Below are 15,942 nucleotides of genomic sequence, written 5' to 3'. Positions count from 1 at the left end.
TCTGGTGACCGTGTGCTCAGCCGGCCGCATCGCCCTGCGGGCCGGCGCCCGGGGCGGGCAGCGCGCTGGCCGGCACGAGCAGGAAGCGCAGGTCGATCAGCGCGTGCAGCAGCACGGGCAGCAGCAGCGAGCCGGTGTCCAGGTAGAGCACCGCCATCACTCCGCCCAGGACGCCGGTGAGGAGGATGCCCGCGCGGCCCTGGTAGGCGTGCGCCAGCCCGAAGGCGACGGCGGCGACGACCACCAGGACGACCTCCGGCGCCCCGCTGGTCACGGCCGCCACCACCGCGAGGAAGAATCCGCGGTAGAGCCACTCCTCGCAGACGCCGGCGGTGACCCCGACGACGGTGAACAGCCGCCGCTCGTCGGCCGTGCGCGGGAGCAGGGCCAGCGTCGACTGCCCCGGTGGCTCGGCGTGCCGGCCATGGGCGGGCGGGGAGTGGCCCGACCGGCGCGCCGGTCGGGTCGTCTCCAGCAGGGCCCCGGCGCGCAGCTGGCGGGTCGAGGCGACGACGAGCAGCAGCACCACGACGACGACGACCGCGGTCAGCGGCCCGGGCCACGCGCGCGGCCAGGCCAGCCCCACGGCCGCGGCGTCGACCCCCGGCGTCGCCAGCCAGACGACCAGCGCGACGACCGACAACCCCCACTCGAGCACCAGCAGCCGCCGGTAGAACGAGCGGCGGGCTCCGGCGTCGGTGCGCAGCCGGCCCTCGAAGCGCCGGTGCAGCACGTGCCCGACCACCGGCTCCCCCGCCACCAGGTAGGCGGCCACCACGACCGCAGCGAGCGCCGCCGGGCCGAATTCGGCGAGGGAGTCCGGCAGGGCCGTCACCGGAGGAGCGTCAGGCCTCGGCGCGCAGGACGGCCAGCGCGCCGGCGAGGTCGGACGGGTACTCGCTGGTGAACTCGACCCACCGCCCGTCGGCCGGGTGGGGGAAGCCCAGCCGCACCGCGTGCAGCCACTGGCGGGAGACCCCGAGCCGGGCCGCGAGCGTCGGGTCGGCGCCGTAGGTCGTGTCACCGACGCAGGGGTGGCGCAGCGCGGAGAAGTGCACGCGGATCTGGTGCGTGCGGCCGGTCTCCAGCCGGATGTCGACGAGGCTGGCGGCGGCGAAGGCCTCCGTGACCTCGTAGTGCGTCACCGAGGGGCGTCCGCCGCTGACGACGGCGAACCTCCAGTCGAACCGCGGGTGCCGGTCGATCGGTGCGTCGATCGTGCCGCGGGACGGATCGGGGTGGCCCTGCACGAGGGCGTGGTAGCCCTTCTCGACCGTTCGCTCCTTGAAGGCGGCCTTCAGCGCGCTGTAGGCCCGCTCGCTCTTGGCGACGACCATGATCCCGGTGGTGGCGGCGTCCAGGCGGTGCACCACGCCCTGTCGTTCGGCCGCCCCCGACGTCGAGATCCGGTAGCCGGCCGCCGCGAGACCGCCGATGACCGTGGGTCCGTCCCAGCCGGGGCTGGGGTGCGCCGCGACGCCGACCGGCTTGTCGACCACGACCAGGTCGTCGTCGTCGAACAGGATCGTCATGCCCTCGACCGGCCGGGGCGGCGCCGGCTCCCCCGGCGGGGGCGGCAGCTCCACCTCCAGCCAGCTGCCGCCGCTGAGCCGGTCGCCCTTGCCCCGGACGCGGCCGTCAACGACGACGTGGCCGGCGTCGGCCACCTCGGCCGCGGCGGTGCGGGACAGGCCGAAGAGCCGGGACAGGGCCTGGTCGACCCGCTGGCCCTCCAGCCCGTCGGGCACCGGGAGGGCCCGATGGAGGCCGGGAGCGCTGGTCACGGGCTCCATTGTGACTGCCGGCCTCGGTGCAGCACTGGAACGGCCCTCCGGCAGGACCCCGCCGTGAGCCTGGGAGCGGGGCGTGGGCTGGGATCCTCGGTCAGGCCGTGTCGGCCTGGTCGTCCGCGCCGGTGCGGGTGCCGTCGAACTCGATGCCCCGCAGCGCCAGCAGCACCCCGAGGATGCCGCCGCAGACGATGGCCGAGTCGGCGACGTTGAACACCGGCCACACGCTGCCGTCGGGCCCGAACACCGAGAGGAAGTCGACGACGCCGCCGCGTAGGAAGCCCGGGTCGCGGAAGATCCGGTCGACCAGGTTGCCCAGCGCCCCGCCGAGCACCAGGCCCAGGGCCACCGCCCAGCCGGTCGACCGCAGCCGGCGGGCGGTGCGCACGATGACCACGGCCACCGCCACGGCCACCAGGGTGAACAGCACGGTGAAGCCCTCGGCGAAGGAGAACGCCGCCCCGGTGTTGCGCAGCTGGGTCAGGTACAGCGCCCCGCCGAGGATGCGGATGTCCTCGCCCGGCTCGATGGTCGCCACCACGACCAGCTTGGTGGCCAGGTCGAGCACCAGGACGACGGCGGCGAGGCCCAGCAGGAGCCGGGTGCGCGTGCGGCCGGTGGGCGCGACGGCGGAGGAGCCCCGGGGCGCGTCGTCCGCCGGGTCGACGTGCTCGGACAGGGGGGCTCCTCGGCTCGGCGGGATCGCGACGTGGCCGCGCGGCCATCGCCGAAGACGATAGCCGCGCGGCCTCCGCCGCCCCGCTGCTCCTACGAGCCGACGGCCGTGGCCCCGCCCACCCGCGCGTGCCCGTCGTCGGAGAGCGAGCGGGACTGCGACTCCTCCACCTGCTCCATCCGGTCCTGGGTGGCCAGCCGGGTCAGCTCGGCTCCGGCCTCGGCGTCACGGGTCAGGTTCTCCCCCGACTCCGGGTCGAACACGTGCACCTTGCGGCTGTCCAGCCAGAACTCGGCCTCGCGTCCCTCGCGGATCCGGCTGGTCGCGTCGATCGACACGATCGCCTGGGTGCGCAGCTCCTCGGAGTCCAGCTCCTTGGACAGGTCGCGCAGCTGGTTCTTGATCGAGTCGGGAGCCTCGTAGGGGATGTAGGCGTACTGGGAGTCCCCCAGCCACTCGGTGACGTCGACGCGCGCCCGGAAGGTAGAGCCGACCGGCCGCTTGGCCTCGTCGACGAGCGAGGCGTCCTCGAAGTACTCCGGGCGGATGCCGACCAGCAGCAGGTCGTGCCCGGCGACCTGGGCCGCCCGCTTCTCGTCCAGCTGGATCTCGCCGAACGGCGTCCTCAGGCGATCGCCCTCCGGCGTCGCCGGCAGGAAGTTCATCGGCGGGGATCCGATGAACCCGGCCACGAAGAGGTTGACCGGCTGCTCGTAGAGCTCGCGCGGCGAGGCGACCTGCTGGATCTTTCCCTTCCGCAGGACGCAGACCCGGTCGCCGAGGGTCATGGCCTCGGTCTGGTCGTGGGTGACGTAGACGGTGGTGATGCCCAGCCGGCGCTGCAGGCGGGAGATCTCGGTGCGCATCTGGCCGCGGAGCTTGGCGTCGAGGTTGGACAGCGGCTCGTCGAAGAGGAACGCCTCGGCCTGCCGGACGATGGCCCGCCCCATGGCGACCCGCTGGCGCTGGCCACCGGAGAGGTTGGCCGGCTTGCGATCCAGGTGCTCCTTGAGCTCCAGGACATCGGCGGCCTCCTGCACCCGCCGGCGCACCTCGTCGTCGGGGGTCTTGGACAGCCGCAGCGGGAAGGCGATGTTCTCGTACACCGTCATGTGCGGGTAGAGCGCGTAGTTCTGGAAGACCATCGACAGGTTCCGGTCGCGGGGGGCCAGGTCGTTGACCCGCTTGCCCCCGATCACCATGTCACCGCTGGTGATGTCCTCGAGCCCGACGATCATCCGCAGCAGGGTCGACTTCCCGCAACCGGAGGGCCCGACGAGGATCATGAACTCCCCGTCGGCGATGTCCAGGCTGACGTCGTTGACCGCCGGGAACCCGTCGCCGTACTTCTTGACGATGTTCTTCATCTCGATGGAGGCCATCAGTGTTCGTCCCCTCGGGAGGTCGATGAGGTGAGGCAGGTCGGGGTCATGGCGGTCAGCCCTTGACCGCGCCGTTGGTGAGGCCGGCGACGATGCGCCGCTGGAAGAGCAGGACGAGGACGACGACGGGGATGGTCACGATGACCGCGGCCGCCGAGATGGCGCCCGTCGGCTCCTCGAACTGCGAGGCGCCGGTGAACAGGCCGAGCGCCGCGGGCACCGGGCGGGCAGCCTCGGTCGAGGTCAGCGAGATGCCGTAGATGAAGTCGTTCCAGGCGATGAAGAAGGCGATGATCGCCGTGGTGAACACGCCGGGTGCGGCGAGCGGGACGATCACCTTGCGGAACGCCTGCCAGGTGGTCGCGCCGTCGACCTGGGCGGCCTGCTCCATCTCCCAGGGGATCTCCCGGAAGAACGCCGACATGGTCCAGATGGAGATCGGCAGCGTCAGCGACAGGTACGGGATGATCAGCCCCGGCCAGGTGTCGTACAGGCCGATGTTGCGCCAGAGGTTGAACAGCGGCGTGACGATCGAGATGACCGGGAAGATCGCCACCGCCAGCGCCGTGGACAGGATCAACTTCTTGCCCGGGAAGTCCAGCCGGGCGATCGCGTAGGCGGCGAACATCGCCAGCAGGCAGGAGATCGCCGTGGCGATCAGGCAGATGCCGAAGGAGTTGCGCAGCGCCGGAAGGAACAGGTCGCTGGCGCCGCCGGTGAGGATCAGCTCGTAGTTCTGCCAGGTGACCTCGGTGGGCAGGAAGCTCTCGTTGGTCAGGTCGCTGGGCGCCTTGAGCGAGACCGAGACGATCCAGGCGATCGGGAACAGGCAGTAGACGACGATGAGCGCGCCGCCGACGCCCCACAGGACCTTCTTCCGCGTGGACATGGGCTACTCCCCCCGGGCCTGGGACAGGTCGACCTTGAAGAGCTTGATGAAGGAGAAGGCGATCGCGACCACGCACAGGAACAGCAGCACCGAGACCGCCGAGCCGAGCCCGATCTCCAGCCGCGCGATGGTCTGCCGGTAGGCCAGGAACGACACCGACTCGGTGCCGTTGGCGCCGTTGGTCATGATGAAGATCGTGTCGAACACCCGGAACGCGTCGAGGGTGCGGAACAGCAGGGCGACCATGATGGCCGCCTTCATGTTCGGGATCGTCACCTTCCGCATGCGCTGCCAGCGGGTGGCGCCGTCGACCTTGGCCGCCTCCTGCAGCACCTCGGGCACCTGGGCGAGGCCCGCCAGCAGAAGCAGCGAGATGAACGGCGTGGTCTTCCAGATCTCGGCCAGGCAGATGACCAGCAGGGCCGTCCACCGGTCGCCGAACCAGTCGGTGTTCTCCGACACCCCGGGCAGCCAGGTGAACCACGAGTTCACGAACCCGGAGTTGATGTCGAAGGCGAACTGCCAGGCGAACGCCGACACGACGGTGATGACCGCGTACGGAATGAGGATCGCCGCCCGCAGCACCGGGCGGAGCGCCCGGAGCGCCTTGACCATCACCAGCGCGAGGGCGAAGCCGAGCACCAGCTCCACCGCGACGGTGACCACCGTGATGAACGCCGTCACACCGATCGACTGCCACCACAACGAGTCGGTGAGGATCACCCAGTAGTTGGTCAGCCCGGTGAACGAGCGGTTCCCCGGATCGGTGAGCCGGTAGTCGAACAGCGACTCGTAGGTGGCCTGCAGGATCGGGTAGGCGGTGACCAGGAGCATCACCGCGAACGCCGGGCCGGCCAGCAACCAGCCGAGCTTCCGCTCGCTGCGCGCCCGGTCGCTGATCCCCCGCTCGGGCGCCGAGACCGGTTCGTCCTTCTTGGTCGGCGGTAGCGTCGTGGTGCTCACAGCAGGTCCTCCTTCGCCAGAACCGCCTTGATGAGCTCGGTGGCGTTCTCGCCGGTCTGCCCGGGGTCGATGCCCGACGGCGGGTGGTAGCTGCGCTGGATGCCGACCGAGATCTCGTTGTAGTAAGGCGTCTGCGGCCGGGGGGCGGCCAGCTCCAGGGACTCCCGGATGACCGGTGCCATCGGGAACGCCTCGAGCACCTCCGGGTCGTCGTACACCGAGGTGGCCGACGCCGGGTTGCCGTTGGTCACGAAGTAGTACGCCTGGTTCTCGTCCGAGACGATGCACTCGGCGGCCTCGTAGGCCAGCTCGGGGCTCTCGCTGAAGGCCCCGACCCCGAGATTGATGCCGCCGTAGGGCGGCGCGGCCGGGTCGTCCGGGTTCACCCGGGGGTAGATCGCCGCGGCGTAGTCCTCCGGCACGGAGGCGTCCATGGTCCCGGCCTCGACCGCCCCCAGCGCGCGGGGGTAGACGAACGGGTAGTTCACGTTGAACCCGCCGTTCTCGCTCTCCAGGCCGGTGGCCGAGGAGTCCTCGTTCGAGGTGGAGAACGCCGGCCCCGCCGCCTCGGACTCGGCCACCATCTTCATCACCTCGGCGGCCTGCCGACCCGCCTCGGAGGTGAGCCCGAGCTCGATCTGCGCGGGGTCCTCGGGCGAGGCCTCGGTGATGATCGATCCGCCGGCGCTCTCGATGAGGGCGTTGAACCAGACGGTGAGCGACTCGGCGCGAGCGCCCTGGGCTCCGACGAGCGTGCCGGTCTCCTCGGCTGCCTGGACGATCTCCTCCCAGGTCACCGGCTGGGACATGTCCAGCCCGGCCGCCTCGGCCACCGACTTCCGGTACCAGAGCACCTGGGTGTTCGCCCAGAACGGCACCGCGACCAGCTCGCCGTTCCAGGTGGAGCCCTCGACGGCGCTCTCGACGACGTCCTCGGTCACCCGCTCGGCGACGTCGTCGGGGACCGGGGCCAGGAAGCCCGCCTGCGCGAACTCCGGGATGAACGGCGGGTCCAGGCTCATCAGGTCGATCGAGTCGTCGTTGGCCGCCAGGCGCCGGATGAGCTGTTCGCGCTGGGACGCCGCGTCGCGGGGCAGCAGGGCCGTCTCGATCGTGTACCGGCCGCCGGCCTCCTCCGTGCACCGGGCGGCGATCTCGGCCTGCCCTCCGGCGTCGGGGTTGATGTACCAGGTGAGGGTCGAGGCGCTCCCTCCCCCGCCCCCGCACGCCGCCAGCGTGCCGGCGCTGACCAGCAGGGCCGCGGCCGCGGCCGCGGATCTACCGGGCCCCCTCCGCACGGCCGGTCCGTTCGTGGTCGCCCGCCTCTGGGGCCTGGTCTCGGCAGCCGCGTAGGGCACTGTGCATCGCCTCCGTTGGCGCGACGGCGACGGTGGGTCACCGTGATCTTCGGAGCGTGGTGCAGGTCACCAAAGGTGTCAATTCGAACCGACGTCGGACCCTTGATCGCGCCCGGACCGAGACGCTCCCGGGTCCGGGGCCGGCGCCTTGCCGGGACGGATGCCGGCCCGGACGTCGGGCCGCTGCCCGGCGATCACCGACGGAGTGGTCACCTCGGGCGGCGTCTGCGGTAGCACGGTCTCGAGGTAGGACCGCGCCGCCTCGGTCGTCCCGACGTCGCGACCGGCGCGCTCGGACAGGAACCACCGGTGCTCGAGCACCTCGTGGAACACCTCCGCCGGCGCCAGCCGGCCGGCGAGGTGGCGCGGGATCGCGTCGACGACGGGCTGGTACACCTCGGCCAGCCAGCGGTGCCCGGCGATCGTCTCGGAGACCGGCTGCCCCGACTTCTGCTCCAGGTAGGCGCGGAACGCGCGCACGTCGTTGAGCAGGCGCTGCGCCTGGCGCTCCTGCACCTCGAGGCCGGTCAGCCGGAAGAGCTCACGCCGGTTGTGCCCGGGCTCGGCCACGCGGGTCTCCACGCGCAGCCGGGTGCCCTCCTCGGTGGTCACCAGCTCGACCTCGCCGACGTCGAAGCCCAGGTCGTTGAGCCGCCGGAGCCGCTCGGCCACCCGGTAGCGCTGCTCGTCGGTGCGGAAGACCTCCTCCCGGGTGACCTCCTCCCACAGCGTCTCGTAGCGCCGGGGCAGCCCCTCGGCCACCTCGATCGGGTCGATGCCCTCGGGGAGGAGTCCGCCGAAGCGGAGGTCCAGCAGCTCGGCGCCCACCCGCTCGCGGGCGAGGTCGACGTCGTACGCGCGCTGCCCCGGGGAGAGCCGCTCGTGCCGGTCGACGGTCTCGGCGTCGACCAGGTAGGCCGAGAAGGTCCCGGCATCGAGCCGGAAGAGCGTGTTGGACAGCGAGCAGTCGCCCCAGAACACGCCGGCGAGGTGCAGCCGGACCAGCAGCACCACCATCGTGTCGAGCAGTTGGTCGGCCGAGTGTCCACCCTGGGGCCGGGAGAACAGCCAGCGGTAGGACATGGAGTACTCGAGGTAGCGGGTGACCAGGATGGCCTGCTGGTCGTGCGGGCGGTCCACGCAGATGCCGAGCACCGAGACCGCCGGGAGCCCCTCAGCCTCGAACTGGGCCAGCAGCGCGTACTCGTGCCGGGCCAGCCGCTCGGAGATCTCCTTGAGGGCGAAGACCTGGCCGCCGGCGGCGACGAACCGGACGACGTGCCGGGAGATGCCGCGCTGGGCCACGTCCAGGAGCAGCTCGTCGTCCCACTGCTCGAGCGGCTGGTCCCAGGGCAGGCTGAGCAGCCCCGTCGCCTCGGCGGCGGGTGGCCGGAAGAGGAACCGCATGGGGCGCTCCGAACCGGTGGACGACGGCGGCCACCGGCGCCCACGATGCCATGACCGGGGGTGCGGCGCCCTCCGTCAGTCGGTCTCGTCGGGGCGGCCGGACTCGCCCCGCCAGGAGGCCAGCCGGCCGGCGCGGCTGACCGCCCGGAGCCGGCGCTCCGCCTCCGGCCGCGATCGGCGCGCCGAGACCAGCAGGGCCTGGTCCCCGCGCATCAGCCGCGTCGTCTCGTCGGGCACGAACGCCCGGCCCGCGCGGACGATGAGCACGACTGCGGCGTCCTCGGGCAGCCGCAGCTCCGGCAGGTACACGCCGTGCAGCCGGGACCCCTCGGGCACGGTCATCTGCATCAGCTCGGCGTCCAGCTCCTCCAGCGGCGCGGCCTCCACCTGGATCTCCCGGGGTGCCACCGGGCCGGCGATGCCCAGGCGCCGGGCCACCCAGGGCAGGGACCAGCCCTGCAGCAGGGTGAAGACGACGACCAGCACGAAGACCGTGTCGAAGACCCGGGTGGCGCTCGGGACCTGCGCGGTGAGCGGAAAGGTGGCGACGACGATCGGCACGGCGCCGCGGAGCCCAGCCCAGGAGATGAAGGCCTGCTGCCGCAGCGGGAAGCGGAACCAGACCAGGCTCGCCGCGACCGACAGCGGCCGGGCCAGCAGCAGCAGGACGACGCCGACGACCAGCGCCGGCCCGAGCGCCTCGGGCAGCCGGGACGGCGAGACCAGCAATCCGAGCATGACGAACAGCCCGATCTGCGCCAGCGAGGCCATCCCCTCGGCGAAGCCGATGCTCGCCGCCCGGTGCGGCAGCGCGGCGTTGCCCAGCACCAGCCCGCTCAGGTAGACGGCGACGAAGCCGGAGGTGTGCGCCAGCGAGGCGCCCGCGAAGGCGAGCACGCACAGCGCCAGGGTGGCCAGCGGGTAGAAGCCGGACAGCGGGAGGGCCACCCGGCGCAGCAGCTCCGCGCCGCCGAACCCGACAGCGAGGCCGAACGCCGCGCCACCGACCAGCTGGGCGGCCACCTCGACCGGCACGATCCACCAGGGGCCGGTCACGCCGTCGGTGAGCACGTCGGACAGCACGACCACCAGCAGGATCACCGGGGCGTCGTTCAGCCCGCTCTCGGTCTCCAGCGACGCGGCCAGCCGGCGCGGCAGCGGGAGCCGGCGGAGGGTCGCGAACACGGCCGCGGCGTCGGTGGAGCTGATGACGGCGGCCAGGAGCAGCGCGAACTCCCACGACCAGCCCAGCAGCCCCACGGTGACGGCGGCGGTCACCCCGATGCTCACCACCACGCCGACCGTCGCCAGCGTCAGGCCCGGCCCCAGCGCCCGCCGGACGTCGGCCCAGCGGGTGGTGAGGCCGCCCTCGGCCAGGATGACCAGGAGGGCGGCCACGCCGAGGGTCTGGGTGAGCGAGTAGTCCTCGAACTCGACGCCGAGCCCGCTCTCGCCGAGGACCACCCCGATCGCCAGGTAGAGCAGCAGGCTGGGCAGGCCCAGCCGGTCGGCCAGCCGGAGCGCGACCGCCGCCAGGAGGACGACGGCGGCGCCGACGGCGAGCGCCACGGTGACCGTCGTGTTCACCGCGGGCCCGCCATGGCGCCAGTCTCCCGTACGCGGTCGGCCCGCCCGCCGGGCCGACCGGGACCGACCGGTCGCGCACGTCCGGACGCACGGCGAACCGTTGACGGTGCACCGCCGGAGGCGTCGGGTTCCCCACCGGAGGTGTGCTTGCCGGGTCGGGGAGAATGGCTGCGTGAGTGCTCCCCACGGCCCCTTCGCCGCGCTGCCCCCGCAGGTCGACCTGCCCGCCCTGGAGCACCGGGTCCTGGACCGGTGGGAGTCCGACAAGGTCTTCGACCGATCGCTGCAGGAGTCGGCCGGCCGCCCGCAGTGGACCTTCTACGAGGGCCCGCCCACGGCCAACGGCCGGCCGGGCACCCACCACATCGAGGCGCGGGCCTTCAAGGACGTCTTCCCCCGGTTCAAGACGATGCAGGGCTTCTCCGTGCCCCGCCGGGCCGGGTGGGACTGCCACGGCCTGCCGGTGGAGATCGCCGTCGAGCAGGAGCTCGGCTTCGCCGGCAAGCCGGACATCGAGCGGTTCGGCATCGCCGAGTTCAACGCCCGCTGCCGGGCGTCGGTGGAGCGCCACGTCGACGCGTTCACCGAGCTGACCCACCGGATGGGCTACTGGGTCGACATGTCCACCGCCTACTGGACGATGGACCCGGCCTACATCGAGAGCGTCTGGTGGTCGCTGAAGCAGGTCTTCGAGAAGGGGCTGCTGGTCGAGGACCACCGGGTGGCGCCCTACTGCCCGCGCTGCGGCACCGGGCTGTCCGACCACGAGGTCGCCCAGGGGTACGAGACGATCACCGACCCGTCGGTGTACGTGCGGCTGCCGATCACCGACGGCGAGTGGGCCGGCAAGGCCGACCTGCTGGTCTGGACGACGACGCCGTGGACGCTGCCCAGCAACACCGCCGTCGCCGTGCACCCCGACGTTCCCTACGTCGTCGCCCGGGCGGCCGGGTCCGACGACGTCCCGGTCGTGGTGGCGGAACCGCTGCTGGCCGCCGTCCTCGGGGAGGACGCCGAGGTGCTCGGCCGCGCTCCCGGCCGCGACTGGGAGCGCACCCACTACCGGCGGCCGTTCGACCTGGTCGACTTCCCGGCCGGTGAGGACGCCCACTTCGTCGTCCTCGCCGAGTACGTCACCACCGACGACGGGACCGGCCTGGTCCACCAGTCCCCCGCCTTCGGCGCCGACGACCTCGCGGTCTGCCGCGGCTACGGGCTGCCCGTGGTCAACCCCATCGACCCGACCGGGCACTTCCTGCCCGAGGTCCCGCTGGTGGGCGGGCACTTCTTCAAGGCCGCCGACCCCCAGCTGGTCGAGGACCTGGAGAACCGCGGCGTGCTGTTCCGCGAGGTCCGGTACGAGCACAGCTATCCGCACTGCTGGCGCTGCCACACGCCGCTGATGTACTACGCGCAGCCGTCCTGGTACATCCGCACCAGCCAGATCAAGGACCAGCTCCTCGCGGAGAACGAGAAGACCAACTGGTACCCGGAGAGCATCAAGACCGGCCGGTACGGCGACTGGCTGAACAACAACGTCGACTGGGCGCTCTCCCGCGACCGCTACTGGGGCACGCCGCTGCCGATCTGGCGCAACGACGCCGATCCGAGCCGGATGGTGGCCGTCGGCTCGCTGGCCGAGCTGTCGGAGCTGACCGGCCGCGACCTCTCCGACCTGGACCCGCACCGGCCGTTCATCGACGACGTCACCTTCACGCTGCCCGGCGAGGAGGGCACCTACCGGCGCGTCCGGCAGGTCATCGACGCCTGGTACGACTCCGGCTCGATGCCGTTCGCGCAGTGGGGCGCGCCGCACCGCAACTCCGAGCAGTTCCAGGCGGCCTACCCGGCGCAGTTCATCTGCGAGGCGATCGACCAGACCCGCGGCTGGTTCTACACGCTGATGGCCGTCGGCACCCTGGTGTTCGAGAAGAGCTCCTACGAGAACGTGCTCTGCCTGGGCCACATCCTGGCCGAGGACGGCCGGAAGATGAGCAAGCACCTGGGCAACATCCTGGAGCCCATCCCGCTCATGGACCGGCACGGCGCCGACGCCGTCCGCTGGTTCATGCTCGCCGGGGGCTCGCCGTGGTCGGCCCGGCGGGTCGGGCACGAGACGCTGTCCGAGGTCGTCCGGAAGGTGCTGCTCACCTACTGGAACACCGCCAGCTTCTTCACCCTGTACGCCGAGACCAACGGCTGGGACCCGGTCGCGAGCCCGGCGCCCCCACACGCCGAGCGCCCGCTGCTGGACCGCTGGGCGCTCGCCGAGCTCGCCGCCGTGACCCGCGACGTCACCGCGGCGCTGGAGGACTTCGACACCCAGGGCGCCGGCCGGCTCCTGGCCCAGTTCGTCGACGACCTCTCCAACTGGTACGTACGCCGGTCCCGGCGCCGCTTCTGGGACGGCGACCCCTCGGCGCTGGGCACCTTGCACGAGGTCCTCGACGGGCTGACCCGGCTCATGGCGCCGTTCACGCCCTTCGTGACCGACGAGGTGTGGTCGCGCGCCGTGGTGCCGGGCCTGGCCGGGGCGGGGGGCCAGGCGCCGGTGGACAGCGTGCACCTCGCTTCCTGGCCCCCGGTGGACGAGACCGCGCTCGACGACACCCTGGTCGAGCAGATGGCGCTGGTGCGCCGCCTGGTCGAGCTGGGCCGCTCGGCCCGGACCTCGGCCAAGATGCGCACCCGGCAGCCGCTGGCCCGCGCGGTCGTCGCCGCGCCCGGCTGGTCGGCCCTGCCCCGCGACCTGGTCGCCGAGGTCGCCGACGAGCTCAACGTCGCCGAGCTCATGGAGCTGGCCGCCGTGGGGGGCGACCTGGTCGACGTCAGCGTGAAGGTGGACTTCCGCGCGGTGGGCCGCCGCCTGGGCAAGCAGGTGCAGGCGGTGGCCAGGGCCGTCGCCGCGGCCGACGCGCCGGCTCTCGTCGCGGCCTACCGTGCCGGCACGGCGAGCGTGGACGTCGAGGGCTCCCCCGTGCCGCTCGAGGACGGCGACCTGGTGGTCACCGAGACCCCGCGCGAGGGCTGGACCGTGGCCAGCGCCGGTGGCCTGACCGTGGCCCTGGACCTCACCCTCACCCCCGAGCTGGAGCGCGCGGGCCTGGTGCGCGAGGTGGTCCGGCTCGTGCAGGAGGCGCGCAAGACCAGCGGCCTGGAGGTCAGCGACCGGATCGAGCTGTCGTGGACCGCCGACGGCGCCATGGCGCAGGCCCTGACCGAGCACGCCGAGCAGCTGGCCGGCGAGGTGCTGGCCAGCGCGGTGCACGCCGACACGGCGGGCTCGGGCGAGGGCGTCGAGGGGCCCGAGGGCTCCCGGTTCTGGGTGGCCAAGGCCTGAGCACCTCCCCCTTCCCGCTCGCCGCCGGCGGGAAGGGAGGAGCGGGACCGAGCCTGCTAGCGGCGGGCGCGCGCCCGCTTCGCCAGGGTCCGGTCGGGCCGGCACACGCCGCAGGGGGTGAACCCGTCGGTGCGCGCCTCGTCCAGTGGCAGCGGGATGGGGCTGTGCCCCTGGAGGTGCACGCACCCGGGCACGTGGTACCGGGGGTGCTCGTCGACGACGAGCACCTCGTCGGTGAGGTCGACGATGATCAGCAGGTCGGTCACCTCGACCTCCTCGACGGGAGGATCGGGCAGCTCGACCGGAGCCTCGGGGCCCTGCGTGGCCGCCACGGAGGCGGCGGTCGCGCCGGTAGCCGGTCCGGCGACGGGGGCGGTTCCCGGCTCCGGCGCGGTATCCGGAGACGTCTGCTGCACAGTCGCCGGGGTGGGCTCGGCGGTGGGCGGCGCGGCGGTGGCGCCGGTCGCCAGGTCCGGCCCGGCCGCTGCCGGGGGGACGGCCGGAGCGGTCGCGGGGGGCGTCGTCGCGGAGGCCGATCGAGCCGCCATCTTCCGGCGGGCGGCGATCAGCACCCCCGCAGCCACGACGCAGGCGGCCACGCAACTCCAGTACAGCGCGGTGACACCGGTCAGCAGCCCGCCCACGAAGAGCCCGAAGCCCAGGAGCACGAGCAGCCCGGCGGTCACGATCACGCCTGGACTCTAGAAGGACCCTCCCCCACCCACACCTCGCAGGCAGGCACGGGCCTCGCTCAGGGCCGGGAGCAGCCGGAGAAAGCAGCAGGGCTCCCGGACCGGAGTCCGGGAGCCCTGCTCGTCGTGCCGTTCCCCCCAGGCACGGGGAGGGGTACAGCGCTCAGGCGCTGGCGTGCTGGTTCTGCCGGCCCGCTGTCGCGGGCTCGGCCGAGCCGCGGCTGTCCAGGTCGCGCAGGTGCGACTCGAGGTAGGACCGCAGCCGGGTACGGTACTCGCGCTCGAAGGTCCGCAGCTCCTCGATCTTGCGCTCCAGGCTGCTGCGCTTCTCCTCGAGGCTGCCCATGGCCTCGACGTGCCGCCGCTCGGCGTCCTGGTCGAGGGCGGCGGCCTTGGCGCGGGCGTCCCGCTCCAACGTCTCGGCGCGGGTGCGGGCGTCGCCGATCATCGAGTCCGCGCGGTGCTTGGCCTCGGTGACCATCTGCTCGCTCTTGGCCCGCGCCTCGCTCATCATGCGCTCGCTGTTGGTCTTGGCGCCGCTGAGCATCTCCTCGGACTGCGTCTTGGCCTCGTTGACGTAGCGGTCAGCGGTCTCGGTGGCCAGGGCCAGCATCCGCGAGGCCCGCGCGCTGTCGTCCTCCCGGGGCTGCTGGACCGGCGGCGGGGCCGCCGCGACCGGGGCCGGCGCAGGCGGCTCGGGCCGCTCCTCGGCGCGTGCACCGGCGCGACCCGCGCTGGAACGCAGCTCGTTGTTCTCCTCGATCAAGCGGGCCAGCTCGGCCTCCACGACGTCGAGGAAGGCGTCGACCTCGTCCTCGTCGTAGCCCCGCTTGCCGATCGGCGGCTTCTTGAAGACGACGTTGTGCACGTCGGCAGGCGTCAGTGGCATCGCAGGTCACCTCAGGTCGGACGGCGGGAGCAGGGCGTGGCGCGACGGGCTCCGGAGCGCGGCCGTCCCGCGGCTCCGATCCCGGTGGATTCAGCGGTCATGCGAGTGCGAGCGTGACGTTCCGGAGGACCACCACGGCGATCAGCAGCACCATAAACCCGAGGTCCAGTCGGATCGACCCCAGGTTCAGGGGCGGGATGACCTTGCGCACCGCCTTCAGCGGCGGGTCGGTGGTGGAGTAGACGACCTCGAGGCCGGCCGCGACCAGGCCGGTGGGACGCCAGCTGCGGGCCAGGACCATCACCCAGTCGACGACGAACCGCGCGAAGAGCAGGACGAGGAAGACGAGCAGCACCGATGAGAGGATCTGCCAGATAAGAGACACGGGCCCCGCTCGTTCAGGGCACCCGCCGGTGCCGACTCCACTTCGCCGCTCAGGACTTGTCGGAGAACCCGCCCTCGCGGATCTTCGCCTTGTCCTCAGGGGTGACGGCGACGTCCTGCGGGCTGAGCAGGAACACCTTCGCCGTGACGCGCTCGATACTACCGCGCAGCCCGAAGCTCAGTCCCGCAGCGAAGTCGACGAGTCGCTTCGCGTCGGCGTCGTCCATCTCGGTGAGGTTCATGATGACCGGCATGCCGTCGCGGAAGCGCTCACCGATGGTGCGGGCCTCGTTGTAGGTGCGCGGGTGCAGCGTGGTGATCCGGTAGGTCTTGGACACGGGAGCAGGTGCCGCCTCGGGCTCGGGAGCGGGGGCCACCACCGGCTCGCGGACGGCGAGGCCCGCGGCGGCGACGGGACCGCTGTTCATGCCGCCGAGCCGGGCACCGACCGGGCCGGGCCCGGAACCGGCGGCGGGGGGGGGGGGGGGGGGGGGGGGGGGGGGGGGGGGGGGGGGGGGGGGGGCGGGGGGGGCGGGGCGGGCGCAGGCGCTCGGGGGGGGGCGCGCGGGCGGGCGCTGGGCGCGT

At 72.8% G+C, this 15,942-nt stretch carries 14 protein-coding genes; 1 reads left to right on the top strand and 13 read right to left on the bottom strand.

Annotated features, from left to right (window positions below; all coding sequences use genetic code 11):
* Positions 1–16: 16 nt before the first annotated feature.
* The 9 genes from ACI791_RS12770 to ACI791_RS12730 all read right to left on the bottom strand — a co-directional run bounded on the left by ACI791_RS12770 (position 17) and on the right by ACI791_RS12730 (position 10,052).
* Positions 17–835 (bottom strand): CPBP family intramembrane glutamic endopeptidase, encoded by an 819-nt coding sequence (locus tag ACI791_RS12770; RefSeq protein ID WP_456586375.1) that lies wholly within the window; start codon positions 833–835, stop codon positions 17–19.
* Positions 836–845: 10 nt separating this feature from the next.
* Positions 846–1,793 carry an RluA family pseudouridine synthase gene (locus tag ACI791_RS12765; protein ID WP_456586374.1) on the bottom strand — a complete coding sequence of 316 codons (948 nt, stop codon included), beginning with the start codon at positions 1,791–1,793 and terminating at the stop codon, positions 846–848.
* A 91-nt stretch (positions 1,794–1,884) separates the two neighbouring features.
* Positions 1,885–2,382: a signal peptidase II gene (gene lspA, locus ACI791_RS12760; protein ID WP_456586556.1), complete on the bottom strand. Its 498-nt coding sequence runs from the start codon at positions 2,380–2,382 to the stop codon at positions 1,885–1,887.
* 176 nt (positions 2,383–2,558) lie between these two features.
* Positions 2,559–3,848: an ABC transporter ATP-binding protein gene (locus ACI791_RS12755; protein ID WP_456586373.1), complete on the bottom strand. Its 1,290-nt coding sequence runs from the start codon at positions 3,846–3,848 to the stop codon at positions 2,559–2,561.
* A gap of 55 nt (positions 3,849–3,903) precedes the next feature.
* Positions 3,904–4,737: a carbohydrate ABC transporter permease gene (locus ACI791_RS12750; RefSeq protein ID WP_456586372.1), complete on the bottom strand. Its 834-nt coding sequence runs from the start codon at positions 4,735–4,737 to the stop codon at positions 3,904–3,906.
* A gap of 3 nt (positions 4,738–4,740) precedes the next feature.
* Positions 4,741–5,700, bottom strand: a complete 960-nt coding sequence (locus ACI791_RS12745; RefSeq protein WP_456586371.1) for a carbohydrate ABC transporter permease — start codon at positions 5,698–5,700, stop codon at positions 4,741–4,743.
* Entirely contained in the window at positions 5,697–6,998 is a 1,302-nt protein-coding gene (locus tag ACI791_RS12740; RefSeq protein WP_456586370.1) for an extracellular solute-binding protein, read from the bottom strand. Before ACI791_RS12740 ends, ACI791_RS12745 begins: the two co-directional genes overlap by 4 nt.
* A gap of 138 nt (positions 6,999–7,136) precedes the next feature.
* Positions 7,137–8,465 carry a DUF4032 domain-containing protein gene (locus ACI791_RS12735; protein WP_456586369.1) on the bottom strand — a complete coding sequence of 443 codons (1,329 nt, stop codon included), beginning with the start codon at positions 8,463–8,465 and terminating at the stop codon, positions 7,137–7,139.
* A 75-nt stretch (positions 8,466–8,540) separates the two neighbouring features.
* A complete protein-coding gene (locus ACI791_RS12730) occupies positions 8,541–10,052 on the bottom strand; it encodes a potassium/proton antiporter (protein ID WP_456586368.1) in 1,512 nt (503 codons plus the stop codon).
* A 172-nt stretch (positions 10,053–10,224) separates the two neighbouring features.
* On the opposite strand from ACI791_RS12730, the gene ileS reads away from it, so the two are divergent.
* Positions 10,225–13,392: an isoleucine--tRNA ligase gene (gene ileS, locus ACI791_RS12725; protein WP_456586367.1), complete on the top strand. Its 3,168-nt coding sequence runs from the start codon at positions 10,225–10,227 to the stop codon at positions 13,390–13,392.
* A 56-nt stretch (positions 13,393–13,448) separates the two neighbouring features.
* Here ileS and ACI791_RS12720 read toward each other — a convergent pair whose 3' ends face one another.
* The 4 genes from ACI791_RS12720 to ACI791_RS12705 all read right to left on the bottom strand — a co-directional run bounded on the left by ACI791_RS12720 (position 13,449) and on the right by ACI791_RS12705 (position 15,785).
* Complete coding sequence (locus ACI791_RS12720) at positions 13,449–14,084, bottom strand: hypothetical protein (protein WP_456586366.1); 636 nt, start codon at positions 14,082–14,084, stop codon at positions 13,449–13,451.
* Positions 14,085–14,247: 163 nt separating this feature from the next.
* Positions 14,248–14,973: a DivIVA-like cell division protein Wag31 gene (gene wag31, locus ACI791_RS12715; RefSeq protein WP_456586365.1), complete on the bottom strand. Its 726-nt coding sequence runs from the start codon at positions 14,971–14,973 to the stop codon at positions 14,248–14,250.
* Positions 14,974–15,070: 97 nt separating this feature from the next.
* A complete protein-coding gene (locus tag ACI791_RS12710) occupies positions 15,071–15,358 on the bottom strand; it encodes a YggT family protein (protein ID WP_347060327.1) in 288 nt (95 codons plus the stop codon).
* A gap of 49 nt (positions 15,359–15,407) precedes the next feature.
* Positions 15,408–15,785, bottom strand: a complete 378-nt coding sequence (locus tag ACI791_RS12705) for a cell division protein SepF (protein WP_456586364.1) — start codon at positions 15,783–15,785, stop codon at positions 15,408–15,410.
* Positions 15,786–15,942 lie beyond the last annotated feature (157 nt).

The organism is Blastococcus sp. SYSU DS0973, assembly GCF_054051055.1.
Note: the sequence above shows the minus strand (reverse complement) of the source record. Positions and strands in the feature narration are given on the sequence as shown.

Bases quoted from the DNA above. Each gene is read 5' to 3' on its own strand.
- ACI791_RS12765 (WP_456586374.1), bottom strand. From the start codon at position 1,793: ATGGAGCCCGTGACCAGCGCTCCCGGCCTCCATCGGGCCCTCCCGGTG.
- ACI791_RS12755 (WP_456586373.1), bottom strand. From the start codon at position 3,848: ATGGCCTCCATCGAGATGAAGAACATCGTCAAGAAGTACGGCGACGGG.
- ACI791_RS12750 (WP_456586372.1), bottom strand. From the start codon at position 4,737: ATGTCCACGCGGAAGAAGGTCCTGTGGGGCGTCGGCGGCGCGCTCATC.
- ACI791_RS12735 (WP_456586369.1), bottom strand. From the start codon at position 8,465: ATGCGGTTCCTCTTCCGGCCACCCGCCGCCGAGGCGACGGGGCTGCTC.
- wag31 (WP_456586365.1), bottom strand. From the start codon at position 14,973: ATGCCACTGACGCCTGCCGACGTGCACAACGTCGTCTTCAAGAAGCCG.
- ACI791_RS12705 (WP_456586364.1), bottom strand. From the start codon at position 15,785: ATGAACAGCGGTCCCGTCGCCGCCGCGGGCCTCGCCGTCCGCGAGCCG.